The 22015-nt window shown below is 35.7% G+C and carries 22 protein-coding genes and 1 other annotated feature (1 of these 23 running past the window's edge); all 22 genes read left to right on the top strand.

The annotated features are described in order from the left end of the window. Nucleotides 1-12 precede the first annotated feature (12 nt). The 22 genes from rsmH to EKG35_RS03080 all read left to right on the top strand — a co-directional run bounded on the left by rsmH (nt 13) and on the right by EKG35_RS03080 (nt 21794). The gene (gene rsmH / locus EKG35_RS03185) at nt 13-963 is read left to right on the top strand and encodes a 16S rRNA (cytosine(1402)-N(4))-methyltransferase RsmH (protein WP_126292876.1); all 951 of its coding nucleotides are present in this window, start codon (nt 13-15) and stop codon (nt 961-963) included. Next, nucleotides 964-1335, top strand: coding sequence for a cell division protein FtsL (gene ftsL / locus EKG35_RS03180; protein ID WP_126292875.1), 372 nt, complete (start codon nt 964-966; stop codon nt 1333-1335). Next, nucleotides 1332-3548, top strand: coding sequence for a penicillin-binding protein (locus EKG35_RS03175; RefSeq protein WP_185807626.1), 2217 nt, complete (start codon nt 1332-1334; stop codon nt 3546-3548). Before ftsL ends, EKG35_RS03175 begins: the two co-directional genes overlap by 4 nt. 65 nt (nt 3549-3613) lie before the next feature. Then, on the top strand, nt 3614-5536 hold the full coding sequence (locus EKG35_RS03170; protein ID WP_126292873.1) for a penicillin-binding transpeptidase domain-containing protein: 1923 nt from the start codon (nt 3614-3616) through the stop codon (nt 5534-5536). A gap of 369 nt (nt 5537-5905) precedes the next feature. Further along, nucleotides 5906-6880, top strand: a complete 975-nt coding sequence (gene mraY, locus EKG35_RS03165) for a phospho-N-acetylmuramoyl-pentapeptide-transferase (protein ID WP_126292872.1) — start codon at nt 5906-5908, stop codon at nt 6878-6880. Further along, on the top strand, nt 6877-8226 hold the full coding sequence (murD, locus tag EKG35_RS03160; protein WP_126292871.1) for a UDP-N-acetylmuramoyl-L-alanine--D-glutamate ligase: 1350 nt from the start codon (nt 6877-6879) through the stop codon (nt 8224-8226). The genes mraY and murD overlap by 4 nt, the downstream gene beginning before the upstream one ends. 242 nt (nt 8227-8468) lie before the next feature. Continuing rightward, nucleotides 8469-9548, top strand: a complete 1080-nt coding sequence (gene ftsW / locus EKG35_RS03155) for a putative lipid II flippase FtsW (protein ID WP_126292870.1) — start codon at nt 8469-8471, stop codon at nt 9546-9548. A 188-nt stretch (nt 9549-9736) separates the two neighbouring features. Next, nucleotides 9737-10579 carry a cell division protein FtsQ/DivIB gene (locus tag EKG35_RS03150; protein ID WP_126292869.1) on the top strand — a complete coding sequence of 281 codons (843 nt, stop codon included), beginning with the start codon at nt 9737-9739 and terminating at the stop codon, nt 10577-10579. Further along, entirely contained in the window at nt 10557-11273 is a 717-nt protein-coding gene (locus EKG35_RS03145; RefSeq protein ID WP_126292868.1) for a DUF881 domain-containing protein, read from the top strand. Before EKG35_RS03150 ends, EKG35_RS03145 begins: the two co-directional genes overlap by 23 nt. A gap of 51 nt (nt 11274-11324) precedes the next feature. Further along, a complete protein-coding gene (locus tag EKG35_RS03140) occupies nt 11325-12044 on the top strand; it encodes a DUF881 domain-containing protein (RefSeq protein ID WP_126292867.1) in 720 nt (239 codons plus the stop codon). A gap of 3 nt (nt 12045-12047) precedes the next feature. Then, complete coding sequence (locus EKG35_RS03135) at nt 12048-12419, top strand: small basic family protein (RefSeq protein ID WP_126292866.1); 372 nt, start codon at nt 12048-12050, stop codon at nt 12417-12419. A gap of 101 nt (nt 12420-12520) precedes the next feature. Beyond that, the gene (ftsA, locus tag EKG35_RS03130) at nt 12521-13810 is read left to right on the top strand and encodes a cell division protein FtsA (protein WP_126292865.1); all 1290 of its coding nucleotides are present in this window, start codon (nt 12521-12523) and stop codon (nt 13808-13810) included. Nucleotides 13811-13842: 32 nt separating this feature from the next. After that, complete coding sequence (gene ftsZ, locus EKG35_RS03125) at nt 13843-14994, top strand: cell division protein FtsZ (RefSeq protein ID WP_126292864.1); 1152 nt, start codon at nt 13843-13845, stop codon at nt 14992-14994. 730 nt (nt 14995-15724) lie between these two features. Then, complete coding sequence (locus tag EKG35_RS03120; protein ID WP_126292863.1) at nt 15725-16549, top strand: sigma-E processing peptidase SpoIIGA; 825 nt, start codon at nt 15725-15727, stop codon at nt 16547-16549. A gap of 26 nt (nt 16550-16575) precedes the next feature. Further along, nucleotides 16576-17283, top strand: a complete 708-nt coding sequence (gene sigE, locus EKG35_RS03115; RefSeq protein ID WP_126292862.1) for an RNA polymerase sporulation sigma factor SigE — start codon at nt 16576-16578, stop codon at nt 17281-17283. A 147-nt stretch (nt 17284-17430) separates the two neighbouring features. Then, nucleotides 17431-18213, top strand: coding sequence for an RNA polymerase sporulation sigma factor SigG (gene sigG, locus EKG35_RS03110; protein ID WP_126292861.1), 783 nt, complete (start codon nt 17431-17433; stop codon nt 18211-18213). A 66-nt stretch (nt 18214-18279) separates the two neighbouring features. Continuing rightward, nucleotides 18280-18519 carry a PRC-barrel domain-containing protein gene (locus tag EKG35_RS03105; protein WP_126292860.1) on the top strand — a complete coding sequence of 80 codons (240 nt, stop codon included), beginning with the start codon at nt 18280-18282 and terminating at the stop codon, nt 18517-18519. A gap of 75 nt (nt 18520-18594) precedes the next feature. After that, complete coding sequence (locus EKG35_RS03100) at nt 18595-19263, top strand: YggS family pyridoxal phosphate-dependent enzyme (RefSeq protein ID WP_126292859.1); 669 nt, start codon at nt 18595-18597, stop codon at nt 19261-19263. A 16-nt stretch (nt 19264-19279) separates the two neighbouring features. Beyond that, nucleotides 19280-19750: a cell division protein SepF gene (locus EKG35_RS03095; RefSeq protein WP_126292858.1), complete on the top strand. Its 471-nt coding sequence runs from the start codon at nt 19280-19282 to the stop codon at nt 19748-19750. Between the two features lie 261 nt (nt 19751-20011). After that, nucleotides 20012-20293, top strand: coding sequence for a YggT family protein (locus EKG35_RS03090; protein WP_126292857.1), 282 nt, complete (start codon nt 20012-20014; stop codon nt 20291-20293). 78 nt (nt 20294-20371) lie between these two features. Further along, nucleotides 20372-21157: a YlmH family RNA-binding protein gene (locus EKG35_RS03085; protein ID WP_126292856.1), complete on the top strand. Its 786-nt coding sequence runs from the start codon at nt 20372-20374 to the stop codon at nt 21155-21157. 94 nt (nt 21158-21251) lie between these two features. Continuing rightward, a complete protein-coding gene (locus tag EKG35_RS03080; RefSeq protein WP_126292855.1) occupies nt 21252-21794 on the top strand; it encodes a DivIVA domain-containing protein in 543 nt (180 codons plus the stop codon). A gap of 204 nt (nt 21795-21998) precedes the next feature. Further along, nucleotides 21999-22015 (top strand) — a binding site (T-box leader); it runs 223 nt beyond the window's last position.

The raw sequence follows: 22015 nt of genomic DNA, 5'->3' as shown, positions 1-22015 counted from the left end.
AGTAATGGTTAAATGTTCGATCATACAACCGTACTATTAAAAGAAACAGTTGATGGATTGAGCATCAATCCTGATGGAATATATGTTGATTGTACGTTAGGCGGTGCAGGTCATAGCGAATATTTAGTACAACAACTGTCAACCAAAGGGAGATTAATTTGTTTCGATCAAGATATAACGGCAATAGAAAATGCAAAAGTCCGTTTAGAGAACTACTTAGATCGTGTAACATTTGTTCATTCTAATTTCCGTTATATAAAAGAAGAGCTTCAAAAACTAAATATTGAAAAAATTGATGGTATCTTATATGACTTAGGAGTTTCTTCACCCCAATTAGATACACCTGAGCGCGGATTTAGTTATCATCATGATGCACCTTTAGATATGCGAATGGATCAAACAGCAGAAATCTCTGCATTTCATGTAGTCAATGAATGGTCTTATGAAGATTTGGTTCGTATTTTCTTCCGATATGGGGAAGAAAAGTTTTCTAAGCAAATAGCTCGCAAAATTGAGGAAGCAAGAAAACACGCTCCGATTGAAACAACTGGAGAGCTTGTAGAGTTAATTAAAGAGGGGATTCCAGCACCCGCTCGAAGAAAAGGCGGACATCCTGCAAAAAGAGTCTTTCAAGCAATTCGTATTGCGGTAAATGATGAACTTGGAGCAGCTGAGGATTCATTAGTTGATGCAATTGACTTATTGAAGGTCGGCGGAAGGATAAGTGTTATCACATTCCACTCATTAGAAGATCGATTAACAAAAACAATTTTTAAAGAGGCTTCTTCATTACCAGATTTACCTCCTGGATTACCAGTAATTCCAGACGAGTATAAACCGACATTAAAACTAATTACGAGAAAACCGATTCTTCCAAGCGAGGAAGAACTAGAAGCAAATAATCGTTCACGATCAGCAAAGCTTCGAATAGCTGAAAAAATAAATGACAAAGGACGTGGGTAAATGGCAGTTCGTGTTAGGCAAAATTCATATATTCAGCAGCCTGTAGTTCCGGAACAGCAACACCCCTCTAAAAAGCAAAATAGTCATAAAAAGAAAAAACTTATCACTGCAAAAGAAAAACTAATCTATATCGCTTTTATAGTCTTAGTTGCTGTGTTTGCTGTTTCGATATTACATAAGCAAAGTTCGATTCAGCAAACGACGATGGAAATTCAACAAATCGAATCTGAAATTGCTAAAACTGAAGAAAAAAATGCTGACTTAAAGGTACAAGTAAGCGAGTTATCAACGTATGAGAGAATTTGGGAAAAAGCAAAAGCACTCGGTTTAACTCTTAATGAGAAAAATGTAAAGGTAGTGCCGGGAGAATGAAAAAAAAGACATTTCGATTCCAATGGGGAGCCTTTCTAATGTTATTACTATATGGAGGGCTCTTTTTTGCATTATTTATCCGGATTTTTTATATTCAGGCGACAGGAGAAGTAGCTGGACAGCAATTGGAAGCAAAAGCAGCTGCACTTTATGAAAAAGAAGCAGTGTTAACGGCCGAACGAGGGAAAATTAAAGATAGAAACGGGAATATCATTGCAGAAGATACATTAAGCTATCGTCTTATTGCAGTTGTTAGTCCAAAAGCGACTACAGATAAAAAACATCCTAAACATGTTACTGATCCTGAAAAAACGGCAAAAATTTTAGCCCAGTATATTCCAATGGAAGAGTCGGAAATATATAAGAACTTAACAAAAAAATTAAGTGACGGCAGACAGCCTTACCAAGTTGAATTTGGGGTTGCTGGCCGTAGTATAAGTCATGAAACAATGAATGCGATTAAAGAAGAAAAATTACCAGGAATTACTTTTGCAAGTGACTCGAAACGATATTATCCAAATGGACCATTTGCGTCTCATTTAATCGGTTTTGCACTGAAAGAAAAGCAAGATGATGGTACATTTAATACAGTTGGGAAAATGGGTTTAGAGTACATTTATAATAAAGAATTAACTGGGAAAAATGGGTCTATTCAATATGAAAGTGATATTTTCGGCTATTTACTTCCAAATAGCAAAAAAATGGTAAAGCCTGCTGAAAATGGCAGTGATATTTATTTAACAATCGATAAAACAATTCAAAACTTCTTGGAAGAATCAATGACAGAAGTTTATAAAGAATATAACCCAGAATCAATGGTAGCAGTTGTTGCAGATCCTAAAACAGGTGAAATTTTAGCTATGACGCAGCGTCCAACATTTGATCCCGATTCACGAGAAGGATTAAGTGATAATTGGCTGAATGAAGTGACTGAAAAAGTAATGGAGCCAGGTTCTACAATGAAAACATTTACATTGGCGACAGCAATTGAAACTGGAAAGTGGAACCCAAATGCTTATTTCAAATCAGGAAGCTATACAGTATTAGATAGAACAATTCGTGACCACAATATTGTTGGGTGGGGTAGTATTACTTATTTAGAAGGATTCCAACGATCTGCAAATACAGCTATGGCAAATTTGCTAGAGCAAATTGGTGACGAAACATTTATTGAATATTTAAAGAAGTTTGGTTTTGGAGAAAAAACAGGCATCGATTTACCAGGTGAAGTAACAGGTACACTTTTAACTACGTATCCTATAAACCGGGTAACGACATCGTTTGGGCAGGGCTCTACAGTAACACCAATCCAACTTGTACAGGCTATGACTGCCATTGCAAATGATGGTAAAATGATGCAGCCCTATGTAATAGATAAAGTAGTAGATACCAATACTGGTGAAATAATAAAAGAAAGTGAACCTGTTGTGAAAGGTAAACCTATATCTGCAGAGACTGCTAGTCAAGTTCGTCAAATTTTGGCTTCAACTGTTACTTCTGAAGCAGGAACTGCTCAAAGGTTTGCAATTGATGGCTATGAAGTCGGCGGAAAAACCGGTACTGCACAAATAGCTCGACCAGGTGGAGGTTATTTAACAGGGAAAAATAATTATCTTTATTCATTTTTAGGACTAGCTCCAATAGATGACCCACAACTTATTGTTTACGTTGCAGTGAAGCAACCTAAATTGTCTGCAACTGAAGTTGGTTCCGAACCAGTAGCTAAAGTGTTCACATCTGTAGTTCAAAACAGTTTAAAGTACTTAAACATTAAACCAGAAGATGTAGCGGAGGTAAAAACCGCAAAAATAGATGATTACATCGGTAAAACGGTGGAAAGTGTTCAAGTAGAGCTTGCAAACGAAGGCTTAACCCCAATCGTGATTGGTGAAGGTGGACAAATAACGGATCAATATCCGCAAGCTGGTATACCGATTACAAAAGGAAGTATAGTATTTCTTAAAACCGAAGGAGCAATTACCATTCCATCATTTGAAAATTGGTCTCTTCGAAATATTTTAGTCTATAGGATGATGACAGGTTTATCTATTGAAATAGTTGGAGAAGGGTATGTTGAAAGTCAAAGTGTTTCAGCAAATACGACAATCACCGATTCCTCACCAATTGTTGTGAAATTGAAAACACCTGAAGAAAAATATACTCAAGTAAATGAAGAACCAGATGAAGAAAGTGAGAGTTTGCCACAAGATTAGGAAAAGCGTTCGAATAGAAGTCAACTTCTATACATACTTTGTTAAAAACGAGGTGTGAATAGAAAATGAAGTGGATATCAACCATTTCAAAAAAACGCTTGAAACTAATCGTCTATGGGTTTATTCTTTTTGGCATTGCAGTTGTCATTCGATTATTTTATGTCCAAGTTATACAGCATGATAAGTTAACGGAGCTTGCTAAAATAAACTGGGATCGAGAAATCCCCTTTGCATCTGAACGCGGAGAAATACTCGACCGTAATGGTGAAGTGCTTGTTACAAATAAGCTTGCTCCAACACTTTACTTTATGCCTGCTCAAAATGATAATATCGAACAAGCTGCAAAACAAATTGCATCCGTTCTAAAGATTGATGAACAAAAGTTGTTTGAAAAAATGAATTCGACAGCTTATCTAGTAAAACTTGCACCAGAAGCAAAAAATATTACGTATGAACAAGCTGTACAAATTCAAGGTCTTAAAATTGATGGCTTGTACAGTGGTGTAGATTATGTAAGACATTATCCATATGGTGATTTATTGTCTCGATTTATAGGCTTTACCGGATATGATACCCAAGGATTGGCTGGAATTGAATATCAATATAACGAGTTTCTTACGTCTAGGGCCGCAGCAATTCGACTCTTTACAGATGCAAAAGGCAACTCTCTTCCCCATGTTGATGATGAATGGCGTGAGGGTGACCAAGGTGCAACTGTTGAACTAACAATTGATTTAGAAGTTCAGCAAGTTGTTGAAAGAGAATTATCACAAGCAATGGAAAAATATGATGCTGATCAGGCATTGGCTATTGCTATGAATGTAAATACTGGTGAAATATTAGCACTTTCCTCGTATCCTACATATGATCCATCGAATTTTGAAGAGGTAGATTCATCAATTTACAATCGGAATTTGCCCGTTTGGATGACATATGAGCCTGGGTCAACCTTTAAAATTATTACTTTAAGCGCTGCTCTGGAAGAGGGCGTTGTGGATTTAGAGAATGATCGATTTTACGACCAAGGATATACGCTAGTAGAGGGAGCGAGACTTCGTTGTTGGAAACGTTCTGGCCATGGTAGTGAGACATTTTTACAAGTTGTAGAAAATTCATGCAACCCTGGATTTATTGAACTTGGTCAACGCGTTGGTTCAACAAAGCTGCTGCAATATATAAAAGATTTCGGCTTTGGCGAAACAACGGGCTCAAATATTGCTGGTGAAGCTTCAGGTATATTGTTTTCAGAAGAGGCATTTGGACCTGTGGAGCATGCCACTACATCATTTGGCCAAGGAATATCTGTAACACCTATTCAACAAGTCCAAGCAGTTGCAGCAGCAGTAAATGGAGGAAAGTTGTTCACCCCGTATGTTGTATCGAAAGTGTATGATTCAGAAACAGGTAAAACAATTGCTGAGAATAAACCGCAACTAAAGCGTACTGTAATTAGTGAAGAAACATCTAAAGAAGTACGTCATGCTCTTGAATCTGTTGTAGCAAATGGGTCAGGCCGTCAAGCATATCGCGATGGATTAAGGATCGGTGGTAAAACGGGTACAGCTCAAAAGGTAGAGAATGGTCGTTATAAGCAAGGGGACTATATTGTATCTTTCATTGGATTTGCTCCTGCTAATGATCCAGAAGTTGTTGTATATGTTGCAATTGATCATCCGAAAAGTTCAGTAGTATTTGGCAGTACGATAGCAGCACCAATTGTCGGTCAAATAATTGAAGACATCGCACCAAAAGTAGGGATAGAAGTAAATCGTGAAGGTCAGTTAGAAAAGCAATATCGTTGGGGAGATCCAATAACAGATCGGGTCCCAAATTTGATTGGCTATGAAAAAGCTGAGGTTATGAAGTTACAATACCCATATAAAATTGAGTGGCATGGTGAAGGGGATGTAGTAACAGCTCAATTGCCAGAACCAGATAATATCATTCAACAAGATGGCACTATTCATCTTTATTTAGACAAAGATTAATTTTAATTAGCTTTAAAAATGATTTAAAAACAACTATTATAAATGATGAATCATTTTGAAAGAACAAGTATATAAGAAAAGCGGAGTGCGTATGCTTAGCTCCGGCAAGTGCTGGTCGACGGAAAACGCCACATTCTGCTCCTGCTGCTACACTTTCGTCGCAAAGGCAGTTTGGTGGCATCGTCGACAGCATTCACATTACCTGAGCTCTAAGCATTGGTCAGCGAAAACGCTTTGTCCTGCTGCACTATGAATACTAGTGCATTTAACTTTGTATGTTGGAAATTTCATCATAAGTGCATGACCAAGGACGTAAGTAAAGCTGCTTAGAACGTAACGTGCGAAGCTAGACAAAAGAGGAGATTTAACATGACAATCACAACAACAATAACCATTCTAGCAATTTCATTTATCGTTTCTGTGGTTCTAGCTCCAATATTAATCCCAATTCTACGGCGTTTAAAATTTGGACAGAGCATTCGAGAAGAAGGCCCACAGTCTCATATGAAAAAGGCTGGTACCCCTACAATGGGTGGCGTTATATTTTTAATATCGATAATTGCTACAACGGTAATTGTTGGAAATGGTTTCGACTTATTTACGACTCAATCAGTTGTAATGTTATTAGTACTGGCTGGTTTTGGATTAATAGGCTTGTTAGATGACGGTATTAAAGTAATTTTTAAACGTAATTTAGGATTAACGTCATTGCAAAAATTAATAGCTCAAATTATTATTTCAATTGCAGCATTCTTATTGTTACGTTTAGGAACATTTGATACATCAATTACCATCCCATTTACACAACTATCGATTGATTTAGGTATTTTATATGTTGCATTTTTAATTTTTTGGTTAGTAGGCTTTTCGAATGCAGTTAATTTAACAGATGGATTAGATGGCTTAGTTGCTGGAACAGCATCTATTGCTTTCACCGCTTATGGTGTCATTGCCCTTTTTAATGAACAAGCAGATGTTGCGTTATTTACATTCGCTGTAACAGGAGCTTTACTAGGATTTTTAATTTTTAATGCAAATCCGGCAAAAGTGTTTATGGGTGATACAGGTTCATTAGCATTGGGGGGGGCTTTAGCACTTGTCTCAGTTATAGTGAAGGAAGAACTGTTGCTATTATTAATAGGCTTAGTTTTTGTAATAGAAACGTTATCAGTAATTTTACAAGTAGGAAGTTTTAAATTGCGCGGTAAGCGTATATTTAAAATGAGTCCAATACATCATCATTTCGAGCTATCAGGTTGGTCTGAGCGCAAAGTGGTTGGGGTATTTTGGTCAACTGCATTAATTGTTGCATTGATTGCAGTAGTTACGGAGGCAATGTTATGATTCAATATTCAAAACTACAACATAAAAAAGTGCTGGTTCTTGGTTTGGCGAAAAGTGGTGTAGCGGCCGCTGAGCTCCTTCATCAGTTGGGGGCTTTCGTAACTGTTAATGATTCAAAGCCCTTTGACGAGAACCCTCAAGCGCAACAGCTGCTTCAAAAAGGAATAACTGTTATATGTGGGAGACATCCAGAGGATTTATTAGATGAAGGTTTTGAACTAATTGTGAAAAATCCTGGAATTCCTTACACTAATCCGATTATCGAAGATGCTTTAAAGCGGGAGATACCTGTTATAACAGAGGTTGAGCTGGCTTATTTAGTTAGTGAGGCGCCGATTATAGGGATAACTGGTACGAATGGTAAAACAACAACAACGACATTAATTTATGACATGCTAAAAAACGCCAACCGACATCCTTTAATTGCAGGAAATATAGGTACTGTTGCATGCGGTGTTGCTGCTGAGGCGACTGCTGAAAATGTAATCGTGACTGAGCTATCTTCTTTTCAATTAATGGGAACAATTGAGTTTAAACCTAAAATTGCCATCCTAACAAATTTATATGATGCACATTTAGACTACCATGGGACGTTTGAACAATATGCAGAGGCGAAGTTTGGCATTACCAAAAATCAGGGTGAAACTGATTGGCTAATATTTAACGCAGAACAAGAGATTGTAAAAAAATATGCGAGCCGCTCAAAGGCTAAAAAGGTGCCATTTAATGCAAGTGGACGTACTGAACATGGCATAAGTGCTGATAACACAACAATTTACTGGCAGGGTGAACCTTATCTAAGTAGAGTAAATATTGCATTACCAGGGAAACATAATTTAGAAAATATATTAGCAGCTCTTGCTGCATGTATAATCTATGGTTGTGATAAATCTCCCTTGGAAGAAGTATTAAAAACGTTTACAGGAGTTCGACATCGCACTCAGTTTGTACGTGAATGGAATGGTCGGAAATTTTATAACGATTCTAAAGCAACAAATTGCTTAGCAACAAAAGTCGCGCTAGAAGCTTTCAATCAGCCGATTGTTTTACTTGCAGGGGGACTTGACCGAGGTCATTCCTTTGAAGAATTACGAGAGTCGATGAAAAATGTTAAAGCCGTTGTAGCATTTGGAGACACTGGCGAAAGGTTTATTGAATTTGCCAAATCGTGTGGTATTGAAAAAACAATTCTTGCAAAGAATGTTGAAGATGCTGTGAGTTTATCCATACCGTTATCAGAAATAGGAGACATTATTTTGTTGTCGCCGGCTTGTGCAAGTTGGGATCAATATAAGAGCTTTGAGGTGCGTGGAGATTTATTCATCCAGGAAGTAATGAACCTTTAAATCTAGTACTTTAATCAGGTTTGTTTATTGCAAAACATTATATTGAAAAGTGCCTACCATAAGCGCTTATCCCTTTTCAGCTGCTGCTTCCCTGACAAGGGCAAAAGCTCTTTTAATGCTATTAGCAGGGTCCTATGGATGCGAAGTCATGTTGTTTCGACTTGCAATTCGGTATGAAAAGAGCAGTAGGGTTGGGGGCGCTTATGATTTTCTTAAGTTCTTAAGAGGAAAGGATGCCTTAACTGAAGTTTACTTATAAGAGGCTATTTATTATTTCTGCTTTACTGTTGTCGACTATAGGTATTATTTTTATTTATTCTGCTGGTACATATTGGAGTTCAATTCACTACGAAGGACAAATGCCATTTTATGTGAAACAGCTTATTTACTTAATTCTTGCCATAGTTGTATTTACAGTTATTGCAAACATGCCGATTTTCACATTACAAAAAACATGGATTACTCTATATGTATTTTCGCTTTTACTACTAGTTTTGGTTTTGATACCAGGAATTGGGATTGTCCGAAACGGTTCTCAAAGTTGGATTGGCATCGGTCCATTAACGATTCAGCCTGCTGAGTTAGTGAAAATTACCACCCTAATGTATCTTAGCTATATGTTAAGCAAGGTGAAAAATGGGGAACGAGTTATACGGCTGCAACATTTTGTTATCATTATTATTCCCTGCGCTTTGATTATGCTGCAACCTGACTTTGGCTCTGTATTTATTTTAGTAGTATCTGCATTCATACTGCTGTTTATTGCTAAATATCCGATAAAACTGTATGTCGGTTTTATTGCTCTTGGCATCATCGGATTAGTCGCATTAATCGCATCGGCACCTTATCGGTTAAAAAGAATTGAAGCTTTTATTAACCCATGGGCAGACCCGTTAGGAAGTGGTTTCCAAGCGGTTCAATCCCTATTGGCAATTGGGCCTGCGGGATTATTGGGACATGGCTTCCAAGAAAGTCGTCAAAAGTTTTTATATTTACCAGAGCCTCAAAATGATTTTATTTTTTCGATTATTTTAGAGGAAATTGGATTTTTAGGCGGATGTGTAGTGTTAGTTCTTTTTGCGCTTTTCATTTACTCAGGTTGTGGACTGGCACTGCAGACTACGAAAAGCTCGGATTTTTATGCAATATCGGCATTAGTCGCAATGGTTGGATTCCAAGCAGCTTTAAATATAGGTGTAGTTATTGGGCTTATTCCGGTAACAGGTGTAACACTGCCTTTTATTAGCTATGGTGGAACATCGCTTTTAATTATCTGGTTTATAGTAGCGATTGTCGTTAGTTTTTCAAATCGAACCGATTAACTATCGGATTTTTAACAGTGTCTAGCTACAGTGAATTAGTTCTAGCGTCGCTTCGACTTCCTTTTTACGAGTGTAAGCACACTTTACGGAAGTCTCCGGCCAAAGAGGATCACATTGGTGGCTCATTTCGTCGACGCGAGCCGGACCGAGTCTCTTCAGTTTTTATCGTGAAAGGAGGAGTAAAAATTATGGATAAAGTAATTGACATTGAAGAGCGTATACCAACTTTAAGAGAAAAAAGAAGAAGAAGAACAAATTTTAAATTTATCACATTATTATTGTTGTTTTTTCTAACATTATTTTTACTCCTTTATTTTCAATCACCTTATAGCGATATAAAGAAAATTGACATTCAAGGCTCTAAGCTTGTGGATGAAGAAGTTTATTTGCAGCAATCCACCTTGCAAATTGGCAATTCAATGTGGGGATTTCATGCAGATGAAATTGAGAAAAAAATTAAACAACAACATTGGGTAAAAGATGTTCAAGTGAAAAGAAAGTGGTTAACAACTGTTGAAATTGAAATTAAAGAATGGCAGAAAGTTGCTTATATTTCAGTCGACAATGAATTTTATCCAATGCTGGAAAACGGTGAAATTTTCACACAGGGTAGTACATTGGAGCCCATTGATGCTCCATTATTTTTAGAATTTGAGGATGAGGAATTAAGGAAAAAATTATTAAAAGAGCTTGCAAAGTTAGACCCTACTGTACTAGCACTAATTTCACAAATTAATGCTACACCATCAAGCTCAGATCCGTATTCTATAACGCTTTTTATGAATGATGGCTATGAGGTGCGGGCAGAGATTACGTCCCTCGCGGACAAGCTTAAGTTTTATCCATCAATTGTTGCTCAAATTGAAAGTGCTGGAGGATATGAAAAAGGGATTATTGATATTGAAGTAGGGTCATATTACAGATCTTATAGTGATGAATATACACAAGTAGATTTAACTAGTGATGAAATAGATCCTGATACAGAAGAAGAACAGGAAGTGATTGCTGATGAAGAAATCATTTCAGAATAAGAATAATAAAATCACAAGGAAGCATTTCATTATTTTAATTGTTTGTATTGTTACAGGGTTTATTATCGGGTATTCATATAACCTTACAAAAGATGAAGAAAAGGTAAACAATTCATATCTAAATCAAGAAGAATCATATCGGGAAGATTTAATTGAACAACAAGAGAGGAATAAGGAATTAACTGAAGAACTTAATAACTTGCAAGTGCGAATACGAGAATTTGAAAAGTCTTTCGCAGAAAACAAAGATGAGTACGAGCATTTGCTTGATGAGGCGGAAAAACTCAGGTTAATTGTTGGTGAGATTCCAGCCCAAGGAGAGGGAGTACGAGTCACTTTAAAAGATGGCGAATATGACCCCAATTCTACAAATCCAAATGAATATATAGTTCATGAAAGCCATGTTTTATCCGTAATAAATGAATTGAAAATTTCTGGTGCAGAAGCAATTTCAATTAATGGACAAAGGTTAAAATCGAATTCATATATCAGGTGTAATGGCCCCGTTATTACAATTGACGGCAAGCAATATCCAGCCCCTTTTGTAATTGAAGCTGTAGGTGACTCACAATCTCTAGTTGCATCAATGAAAATTGTTGGAGGAATTTTTGACCAATTATTAAATGATCGAATTGTTGTTACAATTGAAGAAAGTGACCTTATCCAAATGCCTTCAGTAAATGATGAATCATAAATTATTCGCGGGACTTGCTTATAAATTATAGTATCGTTTAGGAGTGTTTCGATGAATAAAAAAATAGTTGCAAAAATAACCATTGTATCAACTATTGTAGGCTTAATGATAGCAGTCCAATATAATACAATGCAGCAACCGACGGCAAGAGATACTAGAGACATTTGGGAAATACGCCAAGAGTTATCTGAAGAAAAAAAGCGGCATTCAGAATTATTATCAGAAATATCAGCCTTAAACAAAATTGTTGAGGAATACGAACAAAACGATGCTGAAAGTCAAGCTCAATTATTAAAAAATACAGTGGATAGCTTAGCGCAGCAAACAGGTATTACCTCAGTTTCTGGACCTGGTGTAATTTTAAACATCGTTCCAGCATCTGAATTAATCGAGTTTGGCTATAGAATAGAACCTATTTCACCTGATTTATTAATTCGATTAGTAAATGAAATATATCACTATAACGGTTTATTTGTTGAGATTGGAGGGCAACGAATCGTTCACACATCAGCGATACGTGATATTAACGGTGCAACAACAGTAAACGGTGTTCCAATAGACAAGTCGAACCTAGAAATACGAGTTATTACAAACAGCTATGAAGACGCTGAAAAATTGTATAGTTATTTATACGCTTCATCGTTTCGAGATGAGTTTTACCTTGACAATTTAAATTTAGTTATTAATGAAGCACAATCAAATTTAACAATAGATGAATATGATGGTGACTTAACAAATACTTACTTAGTTGAGAACAGCAAAGGGGATTAGAGAATGTGGTTACTACCATTATTAGGATTACTTTTAGGACTCGCTTTTGGGCTATTAACCGATATTCAAATTCCAGCAGTGTATGAACATTATTTATCAATTGCTGTGCTTGCTGCGCTTGATACAATTTTTGGAGGAATAAGAGCAAATTTACAACAAGTATATGACGATAAAGTATTTATTTCAGGATTTTTCTTTAATATCGCATTAGCTGCTGCCCTAGCATTTTTAGGTGTTCATTTAGGTGTAGACCTATATTTGGCTGCAATTTTTGCCTTTGGTGTTCGACTTTTCCAGAATATCGCTGTCATTCGACGAATTTTGATAACAAAATGGGAAGAGAGACATATAAAAAAGGATGAAAATACAGTATAATAGCTGTAAAATTGTATAGTATACATGGATTTACTTAGACAATAGGTGGAAATTACAATAGAATAATATATAGGAGTAGTAATTGAAGGAGGGGCGGTATAGTGAGTCATCAAGATATTTACATTTCACTTGATATAGGATCATCTTCTATCAAAGTGTTGATAGGAGATATAACAGATAATCAATTACATGTCATCGGGGTCGGAAATGTTAAATCTAATGGAATTCGAAAAGGCGCAATTGTTGATATAGATGCTACTGTACAATCAATTAAAAAAGCAGTGGATCAAGCAGAACGAATGACAGGAATTAAAATAGACGATGTAGTGTTGGGTATACCTGCAAACCAAACTGCCCTTCAACCGGTTAAAGGGGTTGTAGCTGTAAATAGTGAGAACCGCGAAATTACTGATGAGGATTTAGAGAGAGTTATTGAATCCGCTCAAGTAATGTCAATCCCGCCTGAACGAGAACTTGTAAATTTAATTCCGCGTCAGTTCATCGTTGATAATTTAGATGAAATTAAAGATCCGCGTGGAATGATTGGTATTCGCTTAGAGATGGATGCAACGATGATCACTACATCAAAAACATTAGTTCATAATGTATTGAGATGTGTAGAACGTGCAGGATTAAAAATTAGAGAAATTTATTTACAACCTTTAGCAGCAGGCTATTTTGCTTTAACGGAAGATGAAAAAAACCAAGGTACTGCCTTCATAGATTTAGGAGGCGGCTCAACTACAATTGCAGTATTTGAGGATGGTTTATTGACACGTGCGGGCGTTATTCCAGTGGGTGGGGAGCATATAACAAAAGATTTATCTATTGTTCTTAAAACCCCAACAGAACAAGCCGAAATAATAAAAAAGCAGTTTGGACATGCATTTTTTGATGATGCCTCTGATGAAGAAGTATTTGAAGTACCAGTTTCAGGAACTGATACGATGGATCAATATAGCCAAAAATTTATTTCAGAAATCATTGGTGTACGTTTAGAAGAATTGTTTGAGCTTATTTTAGATGAGTTAGCTCGCTTAGGGGTGCGTGATTTACCTGGTGGAGTAGTCCTTACAGGTGGTGTTGCTCAGTTGGAAGGAATTGCCCAATTGGCAAGACAAACAATGCAAACACGTGTAAGAATTTATACTCCAGATTATATAGGTGTCCGTGAGCCGGCTTATACAACAGCTGTTGGTTTAATACGCTATGCACATTTAGAGGATGAATTTTATGGTAGAAGTGCAAATCAAACACCTGTTTATGCAACAATTGGAGCAGGGACAACTCCTCCTAAAAAACAATCTAATGCATCAGAACGAGATAATAACATGAATAAAACAAGCGTCATTAACAAAGCTAAGAAACTATTTGATAAGTTTTTTGAATAATTTTCGAGACTAGTGTGGTAGGAGGAGAAACTATGTTAGAATTTGATACAAGTGTAGACCAGCTAGCCAACATTAAAGTAATTGGAGTTGGCGGTGGTGGTAATAACGCAGTAAATAGAATGATTGAACATGGCGTACAAGGTGTTGACTTTATCGCTGTTAATACTGATGCACAAGCTTTAAATCTATCAAAAGCAGAATATAAATTACAGATTGGTAATAAACTGACTCGAGGGCTTGGTGCTGGTGCTAATCCGGAAGTTGGAAAAAAGGCTGCTGAAGAAAGCCGAGAGCAAATTGAGGAAGTTCTTAGAGGGGCAGATATGGTATTTGTTACTGCAGGTATGGGCGGTGGTACTGGTACAGGTGCTGCTCCAGTAATTGCAACCATTGCTCGCGAATTAGGAGCATTAACTGTTGGTGTTGTAACACGTCCATTTTCATTTGAAGGCCGCAAACGCCAAACACAGGCGATTGGCGGTATTGCAGCAATGAAGGAAGCTGTTGACACCCTTATCGTTATCCCGAATGATAAGCTTTTACAAATTGTTGATAAGAGTACACCAATGCTCGAGGCATTCCGTGAAGCTGATAATGTTTTACGACAAGGTGTACAGGGTATCTCTGATTTAATTGCTACACCAGGACTAATTAACTTAGACTTTGCAGACGTTAAAACTATTATGTCTGACAAAGGATCAGCACTAATGGGAATTGGGATTGCAACAGGTGAAAACCGTGCAACAGAAGCTGCAAAAAAAGCAATTTCAAGTCCGCTTCTTGAAACATCTATTGATGGTGCAAAAGGTGTAATTATGAACATTACAGGTGGAACGAATTTAAGTTTATTTGAAGTACAGGAAGCTGCTGATATTGTTGCATCTGCTTCAGATGAAGAAGTAAATATGATTTTCGGTTCTGTTATCAATGAAAACTTAAATGACGAAATTATTGTAACAGTCATTGCTACAGGATTTTCTGATGATGTTGCACAACAACGACCACAAAATACACGACCAATGGGGAATGTACGCAATACGCAAACACAACAACAACAATCTCCAATTCGTGAACGTGTACAAGAACAACCGGTGCAACAACAAGAACCACAACGTCAAGTTTATCAACAAGAAGATATGTTAGATATTCCAACATTCTTACGTAATCGACGTAACCGTGGTTAATTAATTCGAAACTATTCGACATAAGGGGCTATTTTAAGTTCTTGTTATGCGATTATATTCAAAATTGCTCATTCTTTTAAAATGGATGGGCAGTTTTTTTATTGTTTAACGAATTCAAATTTGTTGATAGATCTTACGAGGACTTTTATTAATTTTGCTTTTTGAAAGCAGATCCTCTATTCTAATTTTAAAGAATAATGAACAACTTATAAAATTCATGCAAGAATGTCGAATGCATGTAGTAGGATTACAACAAGGATCCTATCATGTAAGTTGTAAATAATATAAAAAAGTTAGAAGCACTCTTTAACTGCTATCGGACTTATACAAAGCAGGTGACTAAAACGCCACATCGCATGTCTTGTCACCATCACCAACGCCCTGTTGCCCCAAAGACAAGTGGTAGAGATACAAAGTGGCTTTGCGGCTTGTGTGGGAAGTGAGAAAGTTGCGTCCATGATTCATGGCTCCCATGAACCATCGTGTAGCTCCTAGACCGCTCACATTTATATCAAATGATTCACTACTGATTTTCCCTAATGTTTTTCAGCAAGTATAACACACCTTTTTTTTACCCTCATTTTTCTTAAAAATTCATTTTTCGCTCAATATTCATGTCGAAATTCTTAATTTAATAAAAATTTTGTCAAAAAGATTTTAGCTTTTTGTACAACGGTTTGACATTTTCTTCGTCTTCCTAGTGTTAATCTATTTCTAGGAGGACGCTAAAATGATTGGAGAATTACTCGTACTATACAATACGTTGTTCAATTACTTTTTATTAAAATTCACACAAGAAATAACGGGATTGTATGTAAAAAGGAGTAGATTGCTACTTAGTGCGTTTTGCAGTGGATTAATTTCATCGATTTTTTATCAATCATTATTAGGAGCAGCAGTTAGTTTTATTGTACTAATCGGGCTCGCATTCTCTTTTCGAATCCAATCGTTGTTAAAGCAAGGGACAATCCTATTTATAACTACTTTTTTCCTCGGTGGAGTACTTACAAGTTTACTGCCCTTTTTATTAAATCAAAGCGAAGTAACTTTTTTTATTTTTTGTTCAGCAATCGCTTTCTTGAGTTTAACAACGATTCACTCAAAATGGAGAAAAATGATGCAAATGAATATTCAATCTTCATTTGTCGTGGATTGTGAGCTTGACCTATTAAAAAGAACATATTGCTTAAAGGGATTTATTGATACCGGCAATGAATGTATTGAACCTTTAAGTGGTAAACCGGTACATTTTCTTTCATATAATGCTGTTGCAAAAGATTTATCGGAAGATTTTCACGAAGCGTTATTGAAATGGGATGAAAAAAATCCCTATGACTTAAAGATGTTTCCTACTTATGTCTATCCAAAGATTCGAATATTGTCTCTTTCAACGGTACAAAAGGAAAAATCAACAGTACTTGCCTTTCGTTTTGATCGATTGAAAATAAGTGGGACAAAGGATAAGGAAATTTCCGAGCAATATGTTGTTTTCACACGTAATGATGCGAAATATCCACATAACGCACAAATAATTCTTCACGTTTTATCGTTATAAAAATGATGCATAAAGGGGGAAAATGATTGTTTAATAAATTAATCGACTTATTTAGAAAAATTTGGAGTAAGTTTCGTACTAATGGAACATACTATATAGGAGGGCATGATTCATTGCCAGTACCATTAACTAGAGAAGAAGAGATGACAGTTATTGAAGCCTTTATGAATGGTGATTTAAGAGCAAGAGATACACTAATTGAAAGAAATTTACGTCTAGTTGTTTATATTGCGAGACGTTTTGATAACACAGGTACTCCAATTGAAGATTTAATAAGTATTGGTTCAATTGGACTAATTAAAGCAATTGAAACTTTTAACACTGAAAAGAATATCAAATTGGCTACCTATGCATCTAGATGTATAGAAAATGAAATATTAATGCACTTAAGAAAGACAAGCCGAATGAAGGGAGAAGTTTCATTAGACGAGCCATTAAATTCAGATCCTGATGGAAATGAGCTTCTTTTATCAGATATTTTAGGTACTGAGGAACAAATTATTATGAATGATGTTGAAAAGAAAATAGAGCGTCAGCATATGTTTCAAGCTATTAATGGTTTAAGTGAACGTGAACGATACATTATGGAGTGTCGATTTGGCTTAAATGGGAAACAAGAAATGACGCAAAAAGAAGTAGCCGACCATTTGGGAATATCCCAATCATATATTTCAAGGTTAGAAAAGAAAATTATTTTAGATTTACGAGAACATCTAAATCAACCAATTTCATAAGTTTTTTAACTTGCAACAGGCAGGTTTAAGACAAGTTACGATAGATTACTGGATGAAATTGGACACGCTTTTGGTGCATATTCTTCTTTATTCCGGACAAACTTAAAAAACAGTTCAGAGATAAAAAAAAGTTCGGAGGAAAAGAAGATGGTCCGTACAAAAGTAGAACTTTGTGGTGTAGATACTGCTTCTTTGCCAGTACTAAAACATGAAGAGATGAGAGAGCTGTTCGTTCGTCTACAATCTGGGGAAGAATGGGTAAGAGATGAACTTGTGATTTGTAATTTAAGATTAGTTTTAAGTATTGTCGGTCGATTTTCATATCGTGGTGAACAGGCAGATGACCTGTTTCAGGTTGGTTGTATCGGTTTATTAAAGGCTATTGATCATTTTGATTTGAAGCATAATGTTCGATTTTCAACATATGCTGTACCAATGATTATTGGTGAGATTCGAAGACATTTAAGAGATCACCATGCACTTCGAGTATCTAGATCATTAAGAGATATTGCATATAAAGCGATGCAGGCAAAAGAAAAATTTATTTCAGAAAATTTGCATGAACCGACAATTGAACAATTAGCGGAAGCTATTGAAATGAAAAAAGAAGATGTACTTTATGCATTAGATGCAATTCAAGATCCTTTATCATTACAGGAGCCAATATATTCTGACGGCGGTGATGCAGTATATATTATGGATCAATTAAGAGATGACGATGTATCAGAAGATCAATGGGTTGCGTATGTTAGTGTAAAAGAAAGTATGCAAAAATTAGATGAACGACAACAAATGATTTTATCTAAACGATTCTATTATGGCGAAACACAAACTGAAATTGCAAAATCACTCGGCATTTCTCAAGCACAAATTTCAAGATTGGAAAAAAATGCAATTGAGACAATGCAAAAAGACTATAAATTAGGCTAAAATTATCGCGCACTTTATTTTAAGTGCGTTTTTATTTTATAAATTAACGATAGAAAGGAGATCTCTTTGCGTTTTTCTGCCGTTCAACAAAAGGAAATTATTGAAGCTGGCAACGGGAGATTTATAGGTTATATTATTGATGCCGAGGTTTGTGAGAAAACGGGTAATATAATAGCTTTCCTTGTAGCAGAACCAAAAAAGTTTATGTCCTTCATTCAAGGAGAGGACCATGTAAGAAAAGTACTAATAAATGATATTCTTGTAGTAGGAAAAGATGTAATTTTAGTGAAGGAGATTTCTGAATAGGTCGTGCTATTCATTGAAAATTAATATACAGATTGATACAATGAAGGAAACTATTTATGTAAAGTTGGGTTTAGTGTGGAAAAAATAAGTTCTAAATTAAGCGAAATTAAAAATAAAATCGAAGAAGCAAAAAATAGAGCAAACGTTAACCACGATGTAACTATTATTGCAGTTACAAAGCAAGTTTCTATAGATAGAGCACAAGAGGCAATTAATGCTGGATTAATCCATTTGGGAGAGAACCGACCAGAAGGATTATTAGCTAAAAAAAGCGAATTAAATAATCAAGCAAAATGGCATTATATTGGCTCTTTACAATCTAGGAAAGTTAAACAGGTAATAAATGAGATTGATTATTTACATTCTTTAGACCGCATTAGTTTAGCAGAGGAAATTAATAAAAGAGCAGAAAAAACAATCAATTGCTTTGTTCAAGCTAATGTCTCAGGCGAACAGTCTAAACATGGATTAAAAACAGAGGAAGTTATTCCATTTATACAATCTTTAGGACAATTTGATAAAATTCGAGTTGTAGGTTTAATGACAATGGCTCCAAACACTGAGGATCAAACTGTTATAAGAAATGTATTTAAAAATTTAAAGAATTTACAACAGGAAGTTGTTAAATTAAACTTGCCTTACGCACCTTGCCACGAGCTTTCAATGGGGATGTCAAACGACTACGAAATTGCGGTAGAAGAAGGTGCAACATTTGTAAGAATTGGAACAGCTCTTGTTGGATAGAAAAGAGGGATGCTAGATGAGTATGAAAAATAAAATTAAAAATTTCTTTTACTTAGAAGAAGAAGAAGAGACTGTTGAAGTTGAAACATCAAGTAAACCGATAAATATTACAAAAGAGCAGCCTGTTGTAAAGGCGAGTCCTAAAAAAAATCGTAATTACACGAAGGTAGACACACATACACCTCATAATGTAGTAAGTTTACAAGCAACAAACTCTGCTAAAAACTCTAAGGTAGTAATTGTTGAACCTCGAGTATATTCCGAAGCTCAAGATATATCAGAGCATTTGAAAAATAGACGTGCAATAATTGTTAATTTGCAAAGAATTGATCGTGATGCCGGTGTTCGTATAATCGACTTTTTAAGTGGAACTGTTTATGCACTAGGCGGGGACATTCAACGTATTGGTACAGATATTTTTCTATGCACCCCAGAAAATGTAGAAGTTACAGGTGAAATTTCAAATTATTTATATGAGGAATATTAACTTTATTCCATTTTCGGAATGAAGTTAATCCTTCTTGTAGAGTGTGCTCCATCGCCCAGCCCCTCGAGGTCGCGGTCTGTCCCTCGGTCGAAAGCTCTGGGAAGACGTTTTCGATTCATGCCTTTCAGCACTTATCAGGGCGAATTAGGGCGTTTCCGCTTTTATTATGGACTTGCTGTACATATTTATTTTTAACTTCAAGCTACGTAAGGTATTAATACGCTGAAGGAATTTGATTATTAGAGAGGGTAATTTATTTATATGAATTTACTATCAATTATTCCAGTTATATCAATGATTTTTTCAATTTATTCGTTTATGCTAATCATCTATATTTTAATGTCGTGGGTTCCAGCTGCCCAAAGTTCGGGGTTTGGTCGTTTGCTTGCGAAATTTTGTGAGCCTTATTTAGGTTTCTTTAGAAAATTTATACCACCAATTGGGATGATTGATTTCTCACCAATTATCGCGATACTATTATTAAGCTTTATAGAACGTGGTGTACAAATCGTTCTCCTAAATATTTTAAAAATGGTAGCTTAGTAATTTACCCCCTACTACGAAGTGGGGGTTTTTTAATAAAGATGTATTTGAATCATAAGACAAAAGTGAGTTGTAGAAATGGAGCATTTAATTCAGCATTTTCGAAAAGATGAACAAGTTTTTATTGAACGGGTAGTTGGATGGCAACGCGAAGTAGAAGATCGTTTTGCTCCAAAATTAACTGACTTTTTAGATCCGCGTGAACGTTTTATCGTATCATCTATTATTGGTCAAAATCAGGATCTATCTATTTCTACTGACGGAGGTTTTAAAGAAGCAGAAAGACAACGACTCTATATTAGTCCTAGTTACTTTATCCCTTTAAGGGACGACTTTCAAATTGCGATTTTTTCAATTCATTATCCAGCAAAATTTGTTCAATTAAAGCATCCTAACGTATTAGGTGCTTTATTATCGATTGGAATTGGGCGAAATAAATTTGGTGATATTCATATAGAAGAAGATATAATTCAATTTGCAGTTGCACAGGAAGTAAAAGATTATGTAAAAACAAATTTAACAAGCATTGGAAAGACAAAGGTACAACTCAAGCAAATAGATGATTTAACACAACTAATTGAAATGAAGGACGAGTGGGTTGAAAAGATCTATACGGTTTCTTCGATGAGATTAGATGTTATTTTAGCTACGGTATTAAATATTTCAAGGCAAAAATCACAAATGCTTATTCAAGCTGGAAAAGTGAAAGTAAATTGGACAGTACGTGAGGGGACGTCTTTTGAGGTACAAGAAGGGGATATCATTTCTGCTCGTGGATTTGGAAGATTGAAAATAGCTATGACTGAAGGCCGAACTAAAAAGGATAAAATTCGCCTTCAAGTAGGTCGCTTAGAGCAAAAATAGTAGATTATAGTGAAAATTTACGAAAATTTGATGTCAAGAATGGTGTACCACTGTATAATAAAATTATATATTTAACGTAAAGGAGTGTTGACCGATGCCATTATCACCTCTTGATATACATAATAAAGAATTTACTCGAGGTTTTCGCGGGTATGCAGAAGACGAAGTAAATGATTTTTTAGAGCAAATAATTAAAGACTATGAAATAATTTTACGTGAAAAGAAAGAGCTTGAAGAAAAAGTTAGAACAATGACACAGCAAATGAAACACTATAATACTTTAGAAGAAACTTTGCAAAAATCTATTGTTGTGGCACAAGAAGCTGCAGAAGAAGTACGCCGCAATTCGCAGCAAGAAGCTAAATTAATTATTAAAGAAGCTGAAAAAAATGCTGATCGAATTATTAATGAAGCGCTTGCAAAAGCACGGAAAATTACGATTGAAATCGATGGATTAAAAAAGCAATCTAAAGTATTCCGCAATCGTTTTAAAATGCTGGTAGAAGCTCAATTAGACTTGCTAAATACAGATGACTGGGATCATTTAATGGAATATGAAATTGGATTAACGGAAATTCAAAACCAAGCAAGAACGGATCAAGACGATTTTGAATTATTAACAGATGATATAAAATAATTATCTTTAATGGTTAACGATTTACTTGACTGAATTTCACTATTTCCATATACTGATACACGAGTATAGAATTTATATTCATTTTAGTATAAGATGAATGAAATATTGCCATCTGCGAGTCTTGCGATTTCGTAGAGGAGTTGACTCGTGAATACACGAGTAGAAACCCGGAAGCAATTACGCCAAGGCGTAGTTGATAATAAATATTTGGCGTTGATGGA

Origin of the sequence: Lysinibacillus telephonicus (assembly GCF_003966145.1) — a bacterium.
In the GTDB taxonomy this organism is placed as follows: Bacteria; Bacillota; Bacilli; order Bacillales_A; family Planococcaceae; genus Ureibacillus; species Ureibacillus telephonicus.
This window is presented reverse-complemented; position numbering and strand designations above follow the sequence as displayed.